Here is an 18,300-nt window from a genome sequence, read left to right on the forward strand (position 1 = left end):
CCTCCATGTCCCCTTGAAGCTCTCCATCATGGGGGAGGGGTCTGACAACGCGCTCCGCGGCCCGTCGTTCGCTTCGGTCCGGCGGTCCGGCGGTCCGGCGGTCAGGCCGCGGGCTTGCCGGGCTGGTCGTGGGTCGAGCAGTGGATGCCGCCGCCGCCCGAGGCGATCGTGTCGATCGCGACCGGCACGATGTCCCGCTTCGGGAAGTGCTCCTGCAGGATGCCGCGGGCCTTGTCGTCGGCCTTGCGGTCCCCGAACTCGGGCATGAAGACGGCGTCGTTGGCGATGTAGAAGTTGGCGTACGTCGACACGAAGTCGTCGCCCTGGCCCGTGATCCTGTTCAGATCGGGCTGGGGCAGGTCGATGACCTCGAAGGTCCGGCCGCGCGCGTCCGTCGCCTTCGACAGGACGGACTTGGCCTGGTCGGCGGAGCGGGACCAGGAGTCCGGCGGGGTGCTGGGGTGCGCGCGGTCCAGCAGGACCACACCCGGCGCGGTGAAGCGGACGAGGCTGTCCACGTGGGCGTCGGTGATGTCCTCGCCGCGTACGCCGGCCAGCCACACCACCTTCTCGACGCCCAGGGTCTGCTTGAGCTCGGCCTCGATCGCGTCCCGGCTCTTGCCCCGGTTGCGGTTGTCGTTGACGATCGAGCTCTCGGTGATCAGCAGGGTGCCCTCGCCGTCGGGCTCGAAGGAGCCGCCCTCGGCGACGAGGGGGGCCTGGGTCCGGGGGATCCCGTACTTCTGGAGCAGGGTGCGGCCGACCGCCCCGTCGTTCGTGTGCTCCTGTTTGTTGCCCCAGCCGTTGAAGTTGAAGTCGACGCCGACGACCTTCCCGCCCTCCTCGGCGAAGACGGGAACGGTGTCACGTGCCCACAGGTCGTCGACCGCCAGCGGGATCACCTCGACCTGTGATCCGCAGGCCCGCTGGGCCGCGTGCGCCTGATCGGGCCGGGCCATCATGACGACCGCCTCGTACTCCCCGACGGCGCGCGCGATCCGCGCGATGTCCTCGCGTACGTAGGGCAGGTCCTCCTCCCAGACCGATGCCAGGGCCGGCCAGGACATGAAGGTGCGGGTGTGGCTCTCCCACTCGGCGCCGAGGCGACGCTTGCCGCCCGTGGTGGCGGGCTGCGAGGAGCCGGCGGTGGCTCCGGTCGCGGAGGGACCACAGGCCGAGGCGCCCGCGATGATGGCGCCGATTCCGGCGAGGGTGCGCAGGACGGTCCGACGGGTGGGGGGCAGGAAGGACACGGGGGACTCCGATCGTGGGCTGGCGGAAGGGGTGCATCCGGCCAGGGCGGGCACGAAGGCGTGGCGTAGGCGGACGAACCGGGCCCTACGAACAGACTGCGCGCTCCGCGCCGCGAACGGCCGCTCTGCACGGAGAGTGATGCGGCCTCGTGCCGCCACTCTCTCACTGACTGGAAATTCAGTCAACTCTCGGCGGTGGCGAAACCCAGCCGCCCTATTTCCACTCCGATCGCCTCGCGCAGTAGGCCGCGGGCGTGTTCGAGGGGGAGCAGGCCGCTGAGCCAGCGGACGCTCAGCCCCTCCAGCAGGGCGGTCAGCCGCTCGGCGGCGGCCGTGACCGCGCCGGCCGGCGCGGCCGGGCACAGCACGGCGAGGTGGCCGGCGACCTCAGCCACCCAGGCCGCCCCCGCAGCCGCCAGTTCCTCCCGCAGCTCCGGGTCGAAGACCGAGTGGGCCCGCAGCTCTCCCCAGGCCGTGCTGTTCTCGCGCACCTCGGGCAGGTCTTGGAACTCCAGCAGCAAGGTCTGTTCCAGCAGCTGCCGCGGATCGGACGGCCGGGCCGCGACCTGGCCCTCTTCCGTCGCGGTGTAGCGGTCCGCCCGGTCTCCGATGAACGCCAGCGCGTGCCGCAGGATGCCGGGCCGGTCCTTGAAGTGGTAGTAGATCAAGGCGGTGGACACGCCGGCCTCGGCCGCCAGGTCCGCCACCCGCAGCCCGCGGACGCCGCAGCGCGCGATGACCCGCGCGGCGCCCGTGAGGATGGCTCGTCTGCGGTCGGTCACTGTTGATCCCTCCTGGCCGTGTGCGTCTCGCATTGTCACACATTGACTGAAACTTTAGTTAGTAGCAGGCCCCCCATCGCGCTGAAGGCCGTCCGCGGCGAGTTCGCCGCGGACCCACGCTGCACGAGGTGGTGCGCAGGCACGGACCGCTGCCGGTGCGCACGGTACGACCTCAAGCCGGCCGACGTGCTGCTCGCCGGGACGGTCCCCGAGTGATCGACTTCGGCATCGCGCGCGCAGCGGACGCGGGGCCGTGTGTACCTGTTCGGCAGGGCCCCGGTAAGGTGCGGATCATGGCGTCTCGCAGCACTCGGATCCTGGAAGCGGCCGCACGGGTGATCGCCCGGCGCGGGGTCCGCGGGCTGCGCGTGGAGGAACTCGCGGCCGAGGCCGGGGTCTCCACCGCCCTGATCTACTACCACTTCAAGGACCGCACGGGGGTCCTGCGCCAGACCCTCGAATTCATCAACGACCGCGCCGAGCGCTACACCACCGACCGCGACCCGGACGACCCTCCGCTCACCCCTCGTGAGGAGCTGGAGGAGACCTTGCTCCTGGAGCTCCAGGACACCGCGGAGGTACGGGAGAACAGCTCGGCCTGGGGTGAACTGCGGGCCAGCGCCGTCTTCGACGAGGTGCTGCGCGAGGACCTCGCCCGGGCGACCCTGGTGTGGGTCCAGGAGGTCGCCGCGCTGCTGGGTCGGGTCCAGCCGATGGCGCCCGCCTCGTCGCTCGCGGCCGCCGCCGAACGGCTCACCGCCCTCCTGGAGGGGCTCAGCATGCGCTGGCTCAGTGGCGGCATCCGGATCGGTCACGCGCGGGAGCTCATGCGCGGGGCCGTCGACGCCGAACTGGCCGGGCTCCGGCAGAACTGACGTACCCGGGTCGCCCTGCCCTGCGGGGCCCGGACCTTTCGCTGTCCCCTCTATTGACTGAATTTTCAGTCAATGCCAGAGTGAGGGCCCGAGCCGCCGCCGGCCGCAGAGCCCCGCTCCGGCCCCGTGGGCCCCGGGATCCCTCGCCGGCCATGGCCCGGCCCCCGCTCTCCGTCCCGCCGCCACGGTCCCGGCGCTCCGCGCACCTCCGCACCCGGATCGCGGATTTCGCGGCCCCGGTGCCTCCCTCACCCGCCTCCGAGCGAAGGAATGGACAGATCATGAAGGCTTCGACCGGCCAGGATCCCTGGGCGGACGCCCGGTGGGCGTCATGCCGCTGACGCCCACCGAACGTGACCGACTCCTGCTGTTCGGCGCCGCCGAACTGGCCCGGGCCCGCCACGCACGGGGCCTGCGGCTCAACGTCCCGGAGGCGACCGCCGTGATCGCCGACACGGTGTGCGAGGCGGCCCGCGACGGCCTCCGCCTCGCCGACGCCCTCGCGCGCGGCCGTGGCGTCCTCGGCCCGGACGACGTCCTGCCCGGCGTCGTCGACATCGTGACCGAGGTGATGGTCGAGGCGGTGTTCGAGGACGGCACCCGGCTCGCGGCGGTCAGCGAACCCTTCGGCGAGTACCCCCGTGACGACGGCGCACCGGGAGCCGTACTGCCCGCCGCGGACGCCGTCGAGGCCGTCGCGCCGGCCGTGGTCCTCGACGTGCGCAACCGCGCGACCGTCCCGGTCAGCGTGACCTCGCACTTCCACTTCTTCGAGGCCAATCCGCGCCTCGACTTCGACCGCGCCGCGGCCTACGGCATGCGGCTGGCCGTCCCCGCGGGGTCGTCCGTCCGCTTCGGCGCGGGCTCCACCGTCGAGGTGGGCCTGGTCCCCATCGGCGGCGATCGGATCGCGATCGGCTTCGCCGGCCTCGTGGACGGCCCGCTGGACGCCCCCGGAGCCAAGGAAGAAGCCCTCCACAAGGCCGCGGCCTGCGGCTACCTGGGCGCGGCCACCCCAGAAGGAACTCCCTCATGAGCAGACCGACACGGCACGGCGATCACAGCGCGCACTGTGCGCCCGGCAGCCGGCACATCGACCCGCACGAGTACGCCGCGGTGCACGGCCCGAGGGCGGGGGACCGGGTACGCCTGGGCGATTCGGGGCTCGTCGTCCGGGTGGAGTCCGACGCGCAGAAGCCCGGTGACGAGTTCCTGGCGGGCTTCGGCAAGACGGCTCGTGACGGTCTGCACCTGAAGGCGGCCGCGGTCCGCGAGACCTGTGACGTGGTGATCAGCAATGTGCTGGTCATCGATGCCGTGCTGGGTATCCGCAAGGTGTCCATCGGCATCCGTGAGGGGCGCATCCACGCGATCGGGCGGGCCGGCAACCCGGACACCCTCGACGGCGTCGACGTGGTCGTCGGCACCGGCACGACCATGGTGTCGGGCGAGGGGCTGATCGCCACCGCGGGCGCCGTGGACACCCACGTGCACCTGCTCTCCCCGCGGATCATGGAGGCGTCCCTCGCGAGTGGCGTGACGACGATCATCGGTCAGGAGATCGGGCCGAGCTGGGGCGTGGGGGTGAACTCGGCCTGGGCCCTCAGGCACGCCTTCAACGCCTTCGACGCCTGGCCGGTGAACATCGGCTTCCTGGCCCGGGGTTCGTCCTCGGACGCGGCTCCGCTGGTGGAGGCGCTGGCCGAGGGCGGCGCCTGCGGCTTCAAGGTGCACGAGGACATGGGCGCCCACACCCGCGCCCTGGACACGGCCCTGCGGGTGGCCGAGGAGTACGACGTGCAGGTCGCCCTGCACTCGGACGGCCTCAACGAGTGTCTTTCCGTCGAGGACACCCTGCGGGTCCTGGACGGCCGGACCATCCACGCCTTCCACATCGAGGGCTGTGGCGGCGGGCACGTGCCGAACGTGCTGAAGATGGCGGGCGTGCCCAACGTCATCGGCTCGTCCACCAACCCGACGCTGCCCTTCGGCCGGGACGCGGTCGCCGAGCACTACGGCATGATCGTCTCCGTCCACGACCTCAAGCCGGACCTGCCGGGCGATGCCGCCATGGCCCGTGACCGGATCCGCGCGGGCACGATGGGCGCCGAGGACGTGCTGCACGACCTCGGGGCGATCGGCATCACCTCCTCCGACGCCCAGGGCATGGGCCGGGCGGGGGAGACGATCCGCCGCACCTTCGCGATGGCCGCCAAGATGAAGGGCGAGCTCGGCCCCCTGGCCGGTGACGGCGAGGGCGACGACAACGCCCGCGTGCTGCGGTACATGGCCAAGCTGACGATCAACCCGGCCATCGCCCACGGCCTGGCCCACGAGATCGGCTCCATCGAGGTCGGCAAGCTCGCCGACATCGTCCTGTGGCGCCCGCAGTTCTTCGGCGCCAAGCCCCAGCTCGTCCTCAAGTCCGGCTTCCCGGCGTACGGAGTCACCGGCGACCCCAACGCCGCCACCGACACCTGCGAACCGCTCGTCCTGGGCCCGCTGTTCGGCGCCCACGGCGCCGCCCCCGCGGACCTCTCGGTGGCGTTCGTCAGCCGCGCCGCCGCCGAGTCGGGTTCCTTCGGGGCCCCGTACGACTCCCTGGGCACCCGGCGGCGCCGTGTCGCCGTGCGGGGGACCCGGGGCATCGGCCCCAAGGACATGGTCGCCAACGCCCGGCTGGGAGACGTCGACGTGAACCCCCGGACCGGTCTCGTCACGCTCGACGGGGAACCCCTGCGCTCCGAGCCGGCGCAGCAGGTCTCGCTCAACCGCCTCTATTTCCTCTGAGGGCTCCTCCGGCCCGCCGCCATCTCGCACGGACCAACTCTTGACTGAATTTTCAGTCGGGTGCAAGACTCCACCGAAAGAAATGAGACAGCCGATGTCCGCATACCGTATGCCTGCCGAGTGGTCCGAGCACGAGGGCTGCCTGATGGCCTGGCCCACCCGCGAGGACCTGTGGGGAAGCGTGCTGGCCGACGTGAAGGTGGAGTACGCCGACGTCGCCCGCGCCATCGCGGCCTTCGAGCCCGTGACGATGGTCGCCCCGCCCGGCCACGGCGAGGACGCCCGCGCCCACTGCGGCCGGGACACCGCCGGCATCACCGTCATCGAGCTGCCGCTCGACGACTCCTGGTTCCGCGACTGCGCCCCGCTCTTCGTCCTCGACGCCGACGGCAACCGCGCCGGCGTGGACTTCCGCTTCAACGCCTGGGGCGGCAAGCACCACCCGTTCGACGCCGACGACCGGGTCAGCGCCCTGCTGCTGGAGCACGTCGGGGCCGACCGCATCGCCTCCGACATGATCCTCGAAGGCGGCGCGATCACCGTCGACGGCGAGGGCACCCTGATCACCACCGAGCAGTGCCTGCTGCACCCCAACCGCAACCCCGGCATGAGCCGTGACGAGATCGAGGCCGAGCTGAAGGCCCGGCTCGGCGTCACCAAGGTCATCTGGCTCCCGTACGGCGGCCTGCTCGACACCGAGACCGACGGCCACGTCGACGGCGTCTGCGCCTTCGCCGCGCCCGGCACGGTCGTCGTCTCCCTGCCCGACAACCCCAACCACCCCGACTACGCCCGGATGCGCGCCAACCGTGCGGTGCTCGAAGCCACCACCGACGCCCGGGGCCGCCGGCTGGAGATCATCGACGTACCGCAGACGGCCTTCGCCGACGTCGCCGACGGCGAGATCGAGGTGTCCTACCTGAACTACTACGTGGCCAACGGCGGCGTCGTCGTCCCGGTGGCCGGCCTCGCCCAGGACGAGGACGCCCTCGCCGTCATCGCCTCCGCCCACCCCGGCCGCAAGGTCGTCGGCGTCCGGGCGCTCGCCATCGCCTTCGGCGGGGGCGGGGTCCACTGCATCACCCAGCAGATCCCCGCCGCACGCACCGGCGCGAACGCCACCGGCTGACCCGGGCTCCCGCCGTTCCCCGCGGACCGACCCGGGAGCCACCCGGCGGTCCGCTCGCTCCTCCCCCGCACCCCTCACGGAAAAGAGAGCGCGACGATGACCACCTCCCCACCCCGCACGGCAAGACGCCCGCGCCGTCGCCGCCGCAACGCGGTCCTCACCAGTGCCGTCCTGACCACCCTCGCCCTGCTCGCGGCCTGTGCCGGCCCGCCCAAGGGCGACGCGGGCGAGGTCACCGACGTCCACCTCTCCGCCGCCACGCCCCCGGCCCGCGGCGAGATCGACTCCTTCAGCTGGGCCGTCTACGCCGAACCGCCGACCCTCGACCACACGGTGGCGTTCGACTATCCGCAGAACACCATCCTGTCCAACGTGTGCGAGAGCCTGATGCGCTGGACCCCGGCGCTCACCACCGAGCCCGGCCTCGCCCAGAAGGCGTCCAACCCCGACCCCACCACCTGGGTGTACGACCTGCGCCCCGGCGTGCGCTTCCACGACGGCAAGGAGATGACCGCCGACGACGTGGTCTTCAGCCTCGGCCGGCAGATGAACCCCGACAACGCCGCCGCCTGGGCCCAGGTGTTCCAGAACGTCTCCGCCGTCACCAAGAGCGGCCCGCTCCAGGTCACCGTCAAGCTCAAGAAGCCCGACTCCCAGTTCCCGCAGTACATGGCGACGGCGGCCGGCGTGGTGGCCTCCAAGGCCGGTGTCGAGGCGGCGGGTGAGGACTACGGCACCGCCGGCGGGCTCGCCTGCACCGGCCCCTTCGAACTCGGCACGTGGAACAAGGGCCAGTCGATCGAACTCAACCGCTTCGACGGCTACTGGGGCGCCAAGGCCAAGTCGAAGAAGGCCGTCTTCCGCGTACTGACCGACCCCTCCGCCCGCACCAACGCCATGCTCAGCGGTGAGGTCGACGGCGGCTACCTGATCCCCACCGAGAGCTACGCCCGCCTGCGCGGCAGCGGCACGGGCACCCTCTACTTCGGCGAGGGCCTGAGCACGGTCAACGTCAACGTCACCACCATGGAGGGCCCCCTCGGCGACGTCCGCGTCCGCCGGGCCCTGTCCCTGGCGCTCGACCGCACCGGATTCGTCAAGGCCGGACTCGGGGGCGCGGGCACCGTCACCAACTCCCTCACCACCAGGGCCGCGTGGGCCGCCGCACCCGAGCGCACCCTGAAGACGGCCTTCGACAGCCTCCCGCCCTCCGGCCAGGACATCGAGAAGGCCAAGGCCCTGATCCAGGAGGCCGGGGCCACCGGCAAGACCCTGACCATGGCCACCAGTTCCATAGGCCAGGACGTCTCCCTCCTCGCCACCGCCGTCCAGGCGGCCGGCACGCAGATCGGCCTGGACGTCCGGCTGAAGACCATCGCCCCCAACGCCTTCACCGCACTGTTCACCGACCCCCAGGCGCGCGAGGGCATCGACATGTTCCCGCTCACCTACTACGACTCGATCACCGACCCGCTCGACCTCCTGGCGAACTTCAAGACCGGCGCCTACATGAACTTCGCCGGCTACAGCGACCCCCAGTACGACCAGCTCGTCGACCAGGCCACCGGCGTCTACCCGGTCGAGCAGCGCATGGACATCGAGGCGAAACTCCAGCAGCAGGCCTCCGAGCAGCTGCTGTGGATCCCCGTGGCGGAGTGGCCGACCGCGCTGTTCCTCGGCAGGCGGGTCACGGGCGCGCCCACCACGATCTCGTACATGTACTACCCGTGGGCCGCCGACGTGGGGGCCGCACAGTGAGCTTCGTCCGCTTCGCCGTACGACGGGTGGCGGAAATGGCCGCCACCCTCCTCACCGCCTCGTTCGTGGTCTTCGGGGCCATGTACCTGGCGCCGGGCAGCCCGGCGGGCTTCCTGCTCGCCGGCCGGTCGGCGTCCCCGGAGGCCCTGGCCTCGGTCAACGCCCAGTACCACCTGGACGACCCCTTCCTCACCCGCTACCTCCGCTGGCTCGGGGACGTGCTCCAGGGGGACTTCGGGCGCTCGATCACCTACCGCACCGATGTCTCGCGGCTCCTGGCGGACCGGCTCCCCGTGACCCTGCTGCTGATCGGCATGGCTCTCGCCGTGGTCGTGGCGGTCGGACTGCTGCTCGGCCGGACCGCCGCCGTCCGGGGCGGGGCCACCGATTCCGCCATCCTGGTCACCACCACGTTCGCCGTCGGCACCCCGTCCTTCGTCGCGGCCGTCCTCCTCCAGGGACTGTTCGCCGTCCAGCTGGGGTGGTTCCCCAGCAGCGGCGCCGGCGAGGGCCTCGCGGACATGCTCTGGCACCTCGCGCTCCCCGCGGTCGCCCTCGCGCTCTACCTGATCGGCATGCTCGCCCGCGTCACCCGCTCGGCGATGCTCGAAGCCCTCGACAGCGAGCACGTCACCGTCGCCCGCAGCCGCGGCGTCCCGGAGCGCCAGGTCATCCGCCGCCACGTCTTCCGCAACTCCCTCGGAACCGTCCTGACCACTGGCGGGCTGATCGTCTCCACCCTCCTGGTGTGCACCGTCCTGGTCGAGACCGCCTTCAGCATCGGCGGCATCGGCCAGCTCCTCGAACTGTCCACCACCACCAAGGACTTCCCGACCGTCCAGGCGATCTCCCTGATCATCGTCGCCCTCTTCATGATCGTGAACCTGCTCGTGGACCTGCTACTGCCCCTGGTCGACCCCCGGGTCACCTTCGGAACGAGGGGAGCCGCCGCATGAGCGCCGTACTCGTCCGCCGCCCCGGCCTCTCCCGGATCCGTGCCACCGGCTCCCCGCTCCACCTCCTCTGCCTGGGTCTCGTCGCCCTCGTCGTCCTCGCCGCGCTGCTCGCCCCCTGGGTGGTTCCGCAGGACCCCAACGCCGTCGATCTGGGCAACGCCCTCGCCGGACCCGCCGCCGCGCACCCGCTCGGCGTGGACGCCGCCGGCCGTGACACGCTCTCCCGGTTGCTGCTGGGCGCGCGGACCTCCCTCCTCGGCCCGCTGGGCGTCGTCGCCTTCTCCACCGTGGCGGGCATCGCCATCGGCATGGCCGCCGCCTGGCGGGGCGGCTGGCTCGACTCCGTCCTGTCCCGCAGCACGGAGCTGGTCTTCGCCTTCCCCGGCATGCTGCTGGCCATCCTGATCATCTCCGTCTACGGCGAGGGCCTGCTCGCCCCCGTCATCGCGCTGGCCGTCGGCTACCTGCCCTACGTCAGCCGCCTCACCCGTTCCCTCGTGCTCGCCGAGCGCACCCGCCCGTACGTGAGCGCCTACCAGGTCCAGGGCCACTCGGCCGTGCAGATCTGCCTGCGCCACGTCCTGCCCAACATCGCCCCCGTCGTCCTCGCCCAGTCCACCATCAACTTCGGCTACGCCCTGATGGACCTCGCCGGGCTGTCGTTCCTCGGGCTCGGCGTTCCGGCGCTCACCCCCGACTGGGGACGCATGGTCTTCGACGGGCAGACCGCCATCCAGCACGGCTACCCGCTGTCCGCGATCCTGCCCTGCCTCTTCATCGTGCTGACCGTCGTCGCGTTCAACGTGGTGGGCGAGCGGTGGGCCGACCGGGTAGCCAGGAGGACCCCATGAACCCGACGCGACAGACGCCCCCGGCGCAACCGGCGCGCCCGGCGCACACGCTCGACATCCAAGGGCTGAGGGTCACCCTCCCCGGCACCGCCCGCCCCGTCCTCGACGGCGTCGACCTCACCGTCGCCGCCGGCGAGACCGTCGCCCTGGTCGGCGAGTCCGGCTCCGGCAAGACCCTCACCTCCCGCAGCGCCCTGCGACTGCTGCCCCCCGGCGCGGTCGTCGAAGGCACCGTCCTGGTCGAGGGCCACGACGTGCTCGCCATGGACACCGGCCGCCTGCGCGACGTACGGGCCGGCACGGTCGCCATGGTCTTCCAGGACCCGCGCGCCGCGGTCACCCGCTGCGCCGCATCGGCGACTTCCTCACCGAGAGCGTCACCCTCACCGGGGCCATGAACCGGACCGGGGCCACGGCCCGGGCGGTCGAACTCCTCGCGGCCGTGGGCCTGGACGACTCCGTCCTGCGCAAGTACCCCGGCCAGGTCTCCGGCGGCATGCTCCAGCGCGTCGTGATCGCGGCGGCCCTGATGGGGGACCCCGCGCTCCTGCTGGCCGACGAACCCACCACGGCCCTGGACGTCAGCAGCCAGGCCGAGGTCATCGCCCTCCTGGCCACGCTGCGCGAACGCTTCGGCACCGGGCTGCTGTTCGTCACCCACGACCTCGACCTGGCCGCCGCCATCAGCGACCGCGTCTACGTCATGTACGCCGGCCGGATCGCCGAGTCCGGCCCCGCCGAGGCTCTCTTCGCCCGCCCCCGGCACCCGTACACGGCGGCCCTCCTCGCCTCCACCCCACGGATGGAGGGGCCGCGCGGCAGGCTCGCCGCCATCGAGGGCCAGCCCCCGGACCTGCGGGAACCACTGCACGGCTGCGCCTTCGCGGCCCGCTGCCCCCTCGCCACGGAGGTCTGCGACCAGCGGGCCCCGCTGCCGTCCGCGGCCCCGGGCCGGCCGGACCACCAGGCGGCCTGCCACCACAGCGACCTGCTCGACAGGAGCGTCGTCGATGCCTGAGAACGTACTGGAGGTCAAAGGGCTGAGCCGCTCCTTCGGCGCCGTCCGCGCGGTGGACGCCGTGTCCTTCGCCCTCCCCGAGGGCGGATCGCTGGGCATCGTCGGCGAGTCCGGCTCCGGCAAGACGACCACCGCCCGCATCATCGCCGGCCTGGAGCGCGCCGACGGGGGAGAGGTCCTGGTCCGCGGCCGGTCCCGGACCGGGCACACCCGCGGCCGGGCCGCGCGTCTCGCCCGCGCCCGCGAGATCCAGATGGTCTTCCAGGACCCGTACCTCTCCCTCGATCCGCGCACCAGCGTTGAAGCGGCCCTGCGGGAGGCCCTGGCCCTGCACTTCCCCGGCCGCGACCACGCGAAGCGCGTACGCGAACTGCTCGACCAGGTGGGCCTGGGAACCCGCGCCGCCGACGCCCTGCCGCGCCGGCTGTCCGGCGGGCAGCGCCAGCGCGTCGCCCTCGCCCGGGCGCTCGCCGTCGAACCGGCCGTCCTCGTCCTCGACGAGGCCGTCGCCGCGCTCGACGTCTCCGTGCAGGCGCAGATCCTCAACCTGCTGGCCGACGTCAGGGAGCGGACCGGGATCGCGTTCCTGTTCATCACCCACGACCTCGGGGTGGTGCGGTGCGTGACCGACGAGATCGTCGTGATGCGGCACGGGGCCGTGGTCGAACAGGGCGGCACGCAGGAGGTCCTCGCCGCGCCCGGGCATCCGTACACCCGGCTGCTGCTGGAGTCCGTGCCCCGCCCGGGGTGGGATCCGGCGGTGATCGCCGCGGCCCGGCGGGCGCTGTAGCGGGCGCGGGGGCGCGCGTACAGGCGTGCGGGGGGTGTACGGGAGCGGGCGCTCCGGGGGCCCGGATCAGGTGCCGGCGGCGAGCGTACGGATCAGCGTGCGCAGCACCGGCCCGGAGTCGACCTCGGAGCCCAGTGACTCCGCCGCGGCCAGGCCGTCCACGGCGGCGGCCACCGCTTCGCCCAGCAGGCGCGGGTCGACGTCACCGCCCCGTTCCTCGGCCAGGACCTCGAACAGGGTCACGAAACAGCCGCGCCAGCGCCGGTACTCCGCCTCCAGGCACTCCCTGACCCGGGCGTCGTTCAGGGCGTGCCAGTGCAACGCCGAGTGGAGGTGGGACAGTTCGGCGCCCTCGGGCCGCCCCAGCAGCTCGGCCACGCGCTCGGCCCGCTCGGCGAACGACCCCGGAGCGGCGGCCGCCTCCTCCAGGGGGTGGATCCACTCGGGGCGGATGTCCTCGATGACCGCCAGCACGAGGTCGGTCCGGTCCTGGAAGTGGTAGTGGCACATTCCATGCGAAACGCCGGACAGGGCCGCCACGTTGCGGGTGGTGAACCGCTCGCTCATCCCGCCCGCCAGCAGGGTCCGCGCGGCGGTGATCAGCCGTGCCCGGGTCTGCTCGCCCTTCGCCGAGGGCCGGGGCCGCCCCGTGCGGGCAGGGGCGGCGGGCGGGTTCGAGTTCTTCGGGGAAGCGGCCATGGCGTCACTCTAACGAGCCCGCGCGTCGTCACCTGCGGCTTTCCGTGATCCACCGGAATGACCCCGTCCAAACTATTGACCGAGCGCTTGGCCAGTTCTAGCTTTCCGGTCAACCCCGCGGTCGGCGCGGGAAGTTGACCCCCAGGGAGCCCCTCATGAACGATCACGCAGTGAACCCGCCCGGTGCGGGCCTGGACCGGCGCAGATTCCTGGCCGCAGCGGGACTGACCGCCGCGGCCGCCGCCCTCGCGGCCACCGAGGGACGGGCGCGGGCCGAGGTCCGCCCGGCCGCCGCCGCGGCGGGCACGTTCCGGGTGCCGATCGAGGACGTCCGCCACACGCGCACCTGGATGGCCTGGCCGGACAGCACCTCCATCTGGGGCAACACCCTCAGCGGGGTCCAGTCCGACATCGCGCTCATCGCCCGCACCATCGCCACGTACGAGCCGGTCTACATCTGCGCCAACTCCGGCAGCGCCGCCAAGGCCCGTTCCCTGTGCGGCTCCACCGTCACCGTCGTCACCACCATCCCCGTCGACGACTGCTGGATGCGCGACACCGGACCCGTCTTCCGCACGGACGGGGCCGGTGGCATGGACGCGGTCGGCCTGAACTTCAACGGCTGGGGCAAGAAGCAGACCCACTCCAAGGACGCCCTGGTCGCCGGCCGGATCGCCGCCTACCTCGGCGTCCCCTTCACCGCCGCCGGCCTGGTGGGCGAGGGCGGCGCGGTCGAGCAGGACGGCGCGGGCACCCTGATGGCCACCCGCAGCAGCCTGGTGAACCGCAACCGCAACCCCACCATGTCGCAGAGCCAGATCGAGGCGGCGCTGCGCACCGCCTACGGCGCCTCCAAGGTGATCTGGTTCGACGGCGTGGTCGGCCAGGACATCACCGACGACCACGTCGACGCGACCTCCCGATTCCTCGCTCCCGGGAAGGCCCTCGTCCAGATGCCGCCGGCCTCGGACAACGACGTCTACGCCAAGGACGCGCGCCAGCAGTACCAGATCCTGTCCGCCGCCACGACCGCGGGCGGCGCCCGGATGACCGTGGAGAGGCTCCAGGGCCCCGACTACGACAAGATCCGCTCCACCAACCGGGACTTCCTCGCGTCCTACGCCAACTACTACGTGTGCAACGGCGCGGTCATCAGCGGTCAGTTCGGCGACACCCAGGCCGACGCCGCGGCGCGCGCCACGCTGACCCGCCTGTTCCCCGGCCGCGTCGTGGAACGGCTCAACATCGACCGGCTCGGCGCCGGTGGCGGCGGCATCCACTGCGTCACCCAGCAGCAGCCGGTGCCGTAGCCGCCCGGCGGCAGGCCGGCGGCCGCGCGTCCACCGGCCTGCCGTCGCCCCCGACCGCCGAGGGGCGGAGATCTCGCGCGATGGTGACGGCCGGCACGGCCCCCGCGAGCCCGCCGCGGGTCGCCGGGTCTGCCCTCGGGGTCGATACTGAAGGTTGCGGTGCGTGGAGGCGACATGCGTGAACCGGAGCATCGTGGCCCGAGCCCGGCCTCGGTGCCCGTGACCGAGACGGCAGCGGTCGTACTGGACGACGCAGGCGTGGTCGTCGCCCGTTCGGAATGGGCTGCGAAGCTGATCGACTGCCCGCCGGGTGAGACCTGTGCCCCCTTGCTGGGGATGCTGCCGCGCGCCGGAGCGGAGGCGGGACCGGCCCGGCGCCTGGTGACCCTTCCCGCTGGCGAGCACGTGGGCACCAAAGTGCCCCTGGTCTGCACGGTCGTCCGGCTCGCGGCCCGCACTCCGGGCGATCGCGACGCCGAAGCACAGTGGCTCGTCCTGGTCAGCCCGGCGGAGACCGCGGAGGACGCGGGCGAACCCGACGCGGAGCGACGCCGCAAGCGGCTGTCCCTCACCGCCGCCGCGAGCATCGGGGCGTCCCTGGACGTGACGGACATGGCCCAGGTCCTCGTGAACCTGCTCGTCCCCGACTTCGCCGATCTCGCGACCGTGGACCTCGCCGAGCCGGTGCTGGTGGGCGACGAACCGCTGCGGCTCGACACCAGCCGTGAGGTCCGCCTGCGCCGGACCGCCGCCGCGCAGAGCCCGGGGGTCTCCGCGGAAGACCTCCTGCCGGTCGGCGAGGCGCTCCCTCCCGTACCGGACACCGACGTGATGCGCCCGCTCATGGCGGGACGGCCCGTGCTCGTGTCCGACGTCGACGTCCTGCGCGCCGCGCTCGGGGTGGACACCGAGACCCTGCGCCTGTTCGTCCCGAGCGGGGCGCACTCCACCGTCGCGGTGCCCCTGTACGCACGCGGTCTGATCCTCGGCTGCGTCACGGTCTGGCGCAGCCAGCTGCCCTCCGCCTTCGGCGAGGAGGACGCGGTCCTCCTCCAGGACGTCGCCTCCAGAGCCGCACTCGGCGTGGACAACGCGCGCCGCTACACGAAGGAACACCGGTCGGTGGTGGCCCTGCAGCGAAGCCTGCTGCCGCAGTCCGTCCTGAACACGGCGGCCGCGGACACGGCGGGGATCTACCAGCCGGCGGGCGGCGGCGCCGGGGTCGGCGGGGACTGGTTCGACGTCATCCCGCTGCCCTCGCTGCGCGTGGCGTTCGTCGTCGGGGACGTCGTCGGCCACGGACTCGAGGCCACCGCGGCCATGGCACGGCTGCGGACCGCGGTGCAGACCCTGGCCGACCTCGACCTGGATCCCGGCGAGCTGCTCACGCACCTGGACGACCTGGTGCTCGGCTTCTCCAACGAGCAGATGACCGGCGCGTCCCGCACGGAACCCGCGGTGCTCGGAGCGACGTGCCTGTACGCCGTCTACGACCCGGTGACGAGGCGGTGCGCCGTCGCCACCGCGGGACATCCGCCGCCGGCCGTGCTGCCCCCGGGGGAGGAGCCGCACTTCCTGGACATGGTGCCGGGACCGCCGCTCGGCGTCGGCGGAATGCCCTTCGAGGTGACGGAGTTCGGGGTACGGCCCGACAGCACACTGGCGTTCTTCACGGACGGACTCGTGGCCCGCCGCGGCGACGACATCGAGGAAGGGATGGCGAGACTGCGCAGCTCGCTCGTCGGCGCCGGATCGAGCCGGCCCCTGGGCGAGGTCAGCCAGAGCGTGTTCGACGAGGTGCTGCCCCAGGAGCCCGCCGACGACGTCGCCCTGCTGCTCGCCCGCACCCACGCCCTCCCGTCCGACCGGGTCGCCGAGTGGGAGTTCGAAGCCGACCTGTCCCTCGTCGCGCACGCCCGCGAACTGGTGGTGGGCCGGCTGTCCGGCTGGCAGCTGGACGAACTGAGCTTCGTGACCGAGCTCGTCGTCAGCGAGCTCGTCACGAACGCGATCCGCTACGCGGGCGGCCCGGTCGGGCTCCGGCTGATCCGGGACCGGGTACTCGTCTGCGAGGTGTCCGACCCCAGCAGCACGCAGCCGCGCCTGCGCCGGGCACGGGAGACGGACGAGGGCGGGCGCGGCCTGTTCCTCGTCGCCCAGCTCACCGACCGCTGGGGCTGCCGGTTCACCGGCACCGGGAAGACGATCTGGACGGAGCAGCCCATCGCCGGTCCCCTCAGTACGGCGTGAGACGGGAAACGGCCGTGGTGACGGTGTCGAAGCGCATGGTGGTGCGGGACCGCTGGTCTGTCGCTCCCAGCACGGCATCGTCGGATGGTTGGGGTCCCCGGTGCGGATGAACGAGATCCAGGCCGGTGCAGGGCGAATCGATCCTCTTGGAGCGCACGCCCTTCCGCACGCACACCAGGCGTGAGGGGCCGGTCACCCCGCGCGCCTTCCGAAAATCTGCACATCGTGTTCGCGAGCGCTTCCGCCCGCCTCCTCCGCTCCACGATGTGAGGGATGTGCCCCCGCGCTTTGGTGGGGGCTTGTCCTGTTTGGTTCCGTGTCGGCAGAAGGCGGCCCCTATCTGTTACTCGATCTTGTGAAGAAGCCGTCACCATTCGGTGAATCAAGCTGCACGTCAGTCGTCGGAGGTGATCATCCGGCCGTGATGGGGGGTCAACGGGATTGGCTGGGCAGCCCGTTCGCGTGCTTTCATCTTGCGCATTGCGGCAGTCGGAAAAGACGGCCGAGTTTTGGCTCGTCCGGCGCCGCAACTGTGAATTCCTCCCCCCAATGAAAGGTGCGCGTCATGCGTAACGACATCGAGACCCGTGAGATCGCCGACACCGAGCTGGACGCCGTCTCCGGTGGCATCATCAGCGTCTCCGGCGGTCTGGCCGGCGCCGTGACCAGCGATGTCAGCGGCGTCGTGGGCGTCGTCGGCTCCCTCCACACCGTCCAGGCCGCACAGGGCATCGTGTCCCACGTCCCCGGTCTCGTCACGGGCCTCACCGGCGTTTCGGTGAACACCGGGCGCGCCGGTCTCTGATCCGGATATCCCCAGGAACCCCGGAGCGTCCCCCACGGCTCCGGGGTTCCTGGCTGCCCGCGTGCCCGATCGATGCGAATGCAGTGGAAGGAATGATCCGTGCAGTTTCGTCAAAAGGCTCTTTCCAAGCTGCAATCGCCCGAAGAACTGGATGTGCCCGTCCGGTTCGCGCGCCCGCAGGGACGCCTCGTCCTGGCCGTCACGGTCGTCGTCATGGCCGCCGCCGGCTTCTGGGCCTTCACGGGCACCGTCTCCTCCAAGCTGAGCGCACCCGGCATCCTCACCCAGGCCGAGGGCAGTTACGTACTGCAGACCCCGGTCGCGGGACAGGTGACCGGAGTCCTCGCCGAGGAGGGCCAGCTGCTGGACGCCGGCGCGCCCCTGCTCAACGTCCGTACGGAACAAGGCGACCGCCCCGTGCGCGTGGTGACCGGCGGCCGGCTGACGGCACTGGTGGCCAAGGTCGGCTCGGTCGTCGCCACGGGGGCGGACGTGGCGACCGTGGAACGTGTGAAGAATCCGGAGGACCCGCTGGTGGCCGTTCTGTACGTACCGGGCGGCAACGGCTCGGCGATCCCCGTGGGCGCCGCGGTCGACCTCAGCGTCCAGTCCGTCCCGCAACAGCAGTTCGGCACGCTGCGCGGCCGCGTCCAGGCGGTCGGCCGCACACCCCAGACACCGGCGCAGATCGGCGGCTTCCTCGGCGACGACGGGCTCGCCGAACAGTTCGCCGGCCACGGCAACCCGGTCGCCGTGCTCGTACGGCTCGAACGATCGCCCTCCACCAAGTCCGGCTACCGGTGGTCCTCCGCGGACGGGCCCCCGTACGCCCTCGACTCGCGGACCCCGCTCACCGGCGCCGTCCACCTCGCCGCCCGGCGCCCCGTCGACTGGCTGCTGCCATGACCGCGCCGCGGACGGGGGCACCCCCGCAGCTCCCTCCCCCCGGGGGGGGGGGGGGGGGGAGGGAGGGGGGGGGAGGGAACCGAAGCAGAAACACAACCAAAACCACAAACCCCAAGGACCAGACACAC

The 18,300-nt window shown here is 72.2% G+C and carries 15 protein-coding genes and 1 pseudogene; 13 read left to right on the forward strand and 3 right to left on the reverse strand.

What is annotated here, in order from left to right:
• Window positions 1-101: 101 nt before the first annotated feature.
• Together ACZ4VT_RS00320 and ACZ4VT_RS00325 are read right to left on the reverse strand one after the other, a co-directional pair.
• Window positions 102-1,253 carry an agmatine deiminase family protein gene (locus tag ACZ4VT_RS00320; RefSeq protein WP_467945212.1) on the reverse strand — a complete coding sequence of 384 codons (1,152 nt, stop codon included), beginning with the start codon at window positions 1,251-1,253 and terminating at the stop codon, window positions 102-104.
• 182 nt (window positions 1,254-1,435) lie between these two features.
• Window positions 1,436-2,035 (reverse strand): TetR/AcrR family transcriptional regulator, encoded by a 600-nt coding sequence (locus tag ACZ4VT_RS00325; RefSeq protein WP_467945214.1) that lies wholly within the window; start codon window positions 2,033-2,035, stop codon window positions 1,436-1,438.
• Window positions 2,036-2,328: 293 nt separating this feature from the next.
• Between ACZ4VT_RS00325 and ACZ4VT_RS00330 the strand changes: the two genes are divergently transcribed.
• From ACZ4VT_RS00330 to ACZ4VT_RS00370, 9 genes and pseudogenes are all read left to right on the forward strand, one after another.
• Window positions 2,329-2,910: a TetR/AcrR family transcriptional regulator gene (locus tag ACZ4VT_RS00330; protein WP_467945216.1), complete on the forward strand. Its 582-nt coding sequence runs from the start codon at window positions 2,329-2,331 to the stop codon at window positions 2,908-2,910.
• Window positions 2,911-3,241: 331 nt separating this feature from the next.
• Window positions 3,242-3,946 carry an urease subunit gamma gene (ureA, locus tag ACZ4VT_RS00335; RefSeq protein WP_467945218.1) on the forward strand — a complete coding sequence of 235 codons (705 nt, stop codon included), beginning with the start codon at window positions 3,242-3,244 and terminating at the stop codon, window positions 3,944-3,946.
• Window positions 3,943-5,700 carry an urease subunit alpha gene (locus ACZ4VT_RS00340; protein WP_467945220.1) on the forward strand — a complete coding sequence of 586 codons (1,758 nt, stop codon included), beginning with the start codon at window positions 3,943-3,945 and terminating at the stop codon, window positions 5,698-5,700. The genes ureA and ACZ4VT_RS00340 overlap by 4 nt, the downstream gene beginning before the upstream one ends.
• Window positions 5,701-5,794: 94 nt before the next feature.
• Window positions 5,795-6,829 (forward strand): agmatine deiminase family protein, encoded by a 1,035-nt coding sequence (locus ACZ4VT_RS00345; protein ID WP_467945222.1) that lies wholly within the window; start codon window positions 5,795-5,797, stop codon window positions 6,827-6,829.
• A 96-nt stretch (window positions 6,830-6,925) separates the two neighbouring features.
• Window positions 6,926-8,587, forward strand: coding sequence for an ABC transporter substrate-binding protein (locus ACZ4VT_RS00350; RefSeq protein WP_467945224.1), 1,662 nt, complete (start codon window positions 6,926-6,928; stop codon window positions 8,585-8,587).
• The gene (locus tag ACZ4VT_RS00355) at window positions 8,584-9,543 is read left to right on the forward strand and encodes an ABC transporter permease (RefSeq protein ID WP_467945226.1); all 960 of its coding nucleotides are present in this window, start codon (window positions 8,584-8,586) and stop codon (window positions 9,541-9,543) included. Before ACZ4VT_RS00350 ends, ACZ4VT_RS00355 begins: the two co-directional genes overlap by 4 nt.
• Window positions 9,540-10,394 (forward strand): ABC transporter permease, encoded by an 855-nt coding sequence (locus ACZ4VT_RS00360; RefSeq protein WP_467945229.1) that lies wholly within the window; start codon window positions 9,540-9,542, stop codon window positions 10,392-10,394. Before ACZ4VT_RS00355 ends, ACZ4VT_RS00360 begins: the two co-directional genes overlap by 4 nt.
• Window positions 10,391-11,412, forward strand: a pseudogene (locus tag ACZ4VT_RS00365) (ABC transporter ATP-binding protein). Before ACZ4VT_RS00360 ends, ACZ4VT_RS00365 begins: the two are co-directional and overlap by 4 nt.
• A complete protein-coding gene (locus ACZ4VT_RS00370) occupies window positions 11,405-12,202 on the forward strand; it encodes an ABC transporter ATP-binding protein (protein ID WP_467945231.1) in 798 nt (265 codons plus the stop codon). Before ACZ4VT_RS00365 ends, ACZ4VT_RS00370 begins: the two are co-directional and overlap by 8 nt.
• Window positions 12,203-12,268: 66 nt before the next feature.
• Here the strand turns inward: ACZ4VT_RS00370 and ACZ4VT_RS00375 are convergent, their stop codons facing one another.
• Window positions 12,269-12,901, reverse strand: a complete 633-nt coding sequence (locus ACZ4VT_RS00375) for a TetR/AcrR family transcriptional regulator (protein WP_467945233.1) — start codon at window positions 12,899-12,901, stop codon at window positions 12,269-12,271.
• Between the two features lie 155 nt (window positions 12,902-13,056).
• On the opposite strand from ACZ4VT_RS00375, the gene ACZ4VT_RS00380 reads away from it, so the two are divergent.
• From ACZ4VT_RS00380 to ACZ4VT_RS00395, 4 genes are all read left to right on the forward strand, one after another.
• Window positions 13,057-14,211, forward strand: a complete 1,155-nt coding sequence (locus ACZ4VT_RS00380) for an agmatine deiminase family protein (protein WP_467945235.1) — start codon at window positions 13,057-13,059, stop codon at window positions 14,209-14,211.
• A gap of 219 nt (window positions 14,212-14,430) precedes the next feature.
• Window positions 14,431-16,461, forward strand: a complete 2,031-nt coding sequence (locus ACZ4VT_RS00385; protein ID WP_467945237.1) for an ATP-binding SpoIIE family protein phosphatase — start codon at window positions 14,431-14,433, stop codon at window positions 16,459-16,461.
• Window positions 16,462-17,026: 565 nt separating this feature from the next.
• A complete protein-coding gene (locus ACZ4VT_RS00390) occupies window positions 17,027-17,266 on the forward strand; it encodes a hypothetical protein (protein ID WP_351292478.1) in 240 nt (79 codons plus the stop codon).
• Between the two features lie 99 nt (window positions 17,267-17,365).
• Window positions 17,366-18,172, forward strand: coding sequence for a hypothetical protein (locus ACZ4VT_RS00395; RefSeq protein ID WP_467945239.1), 807 nt, complete (start codon window positions 17,366-17,368; stop codon window positions 18,170-18,172).
• The last annotated feature ends 128 nt before the right edge of the window (window positions 18,173-18,300 follow it).

It is taken from the genome of Streptomyces sp. NPDC029164 (genome assembly GCF_055563995.1).

Excerpts from the sequence above, each read along its gene's own strand:
- ACZ4VT_RS00390 (WP_351292478.1), top strand. The coding sequence starts at position 17,027 with ATGCGTAACGACATCGAGACCCGTGAGATCGCCGACACCGAGCTGGAC.
- ACZ4VT_RS00350 (WP_467945224.1), top strand. The coding sequence starts at position 6,926 with ATGACCACCTCCCCACCCCGCACGGCAAGACGCCCGCGCCGTCGCCGC.
- ACZ4VT_RS00370 (WP_467945231.1), top strand. The coding sequence starts at position 11,405 with ATGCCTGAGAACGTACTGGAGGTCAAAGGGCTGAGCCGCTCCTTCGGC.
- ureA (WP_467945218.1), top strand. The coding sequence starts at position 3,242 with ATGCCGCTGACGCCCACCGAACGTGACCGACTCCTGCTGTTCGGCGCC.
- ACZ4VT_RS00375 (WP_467945233.1), bottom strand. The coding sequence starts at position 12,901 with ATGGCCGCTTCCCCGAAGAACTCGAACCCGCCCGCCGCCCCTGCCCGC.
- ACZ4VT_RS00340 (WP_467945220.1), top strand. The coding sequence starts at position 3,943 with ATGAGCAGACCGACACGGCACGGCGATCACAGCGCGCACTGTGCGCCC.
- ACZ4VT_RS00360 (WP_467945229.1), top strand. The coding sequence starts at position 9,540 with ATGAGCGCCGTACTCGTCCGCCGCCCCGGCCTCTCCCGGATCCGTGCC.
- ACZ4VT_RS00330 (WP_467945216.1), top strand. The coding sequence starts at position 2,329 with ATGGCGTCTCGCAGCACTCGGATCCTGGAAGCGGCCGCACGGGTGATC.
- ACZ4VT_RS00345 (WP_467945222.1), top strand. The coding sequence starts at position 5,795 with ATGTCCGCATACCGTATGCCTGCCGAGTGGTCCGAGCACGAGGGCTGC.
- ACZ4VT_RS00380 (WP_467945235.1), top strand. The coding sequence starts at position 13,057 with ATGAACGATCACGCAGTGAACCCGCCCGGTGCGGGCCTGGACCGGCGC.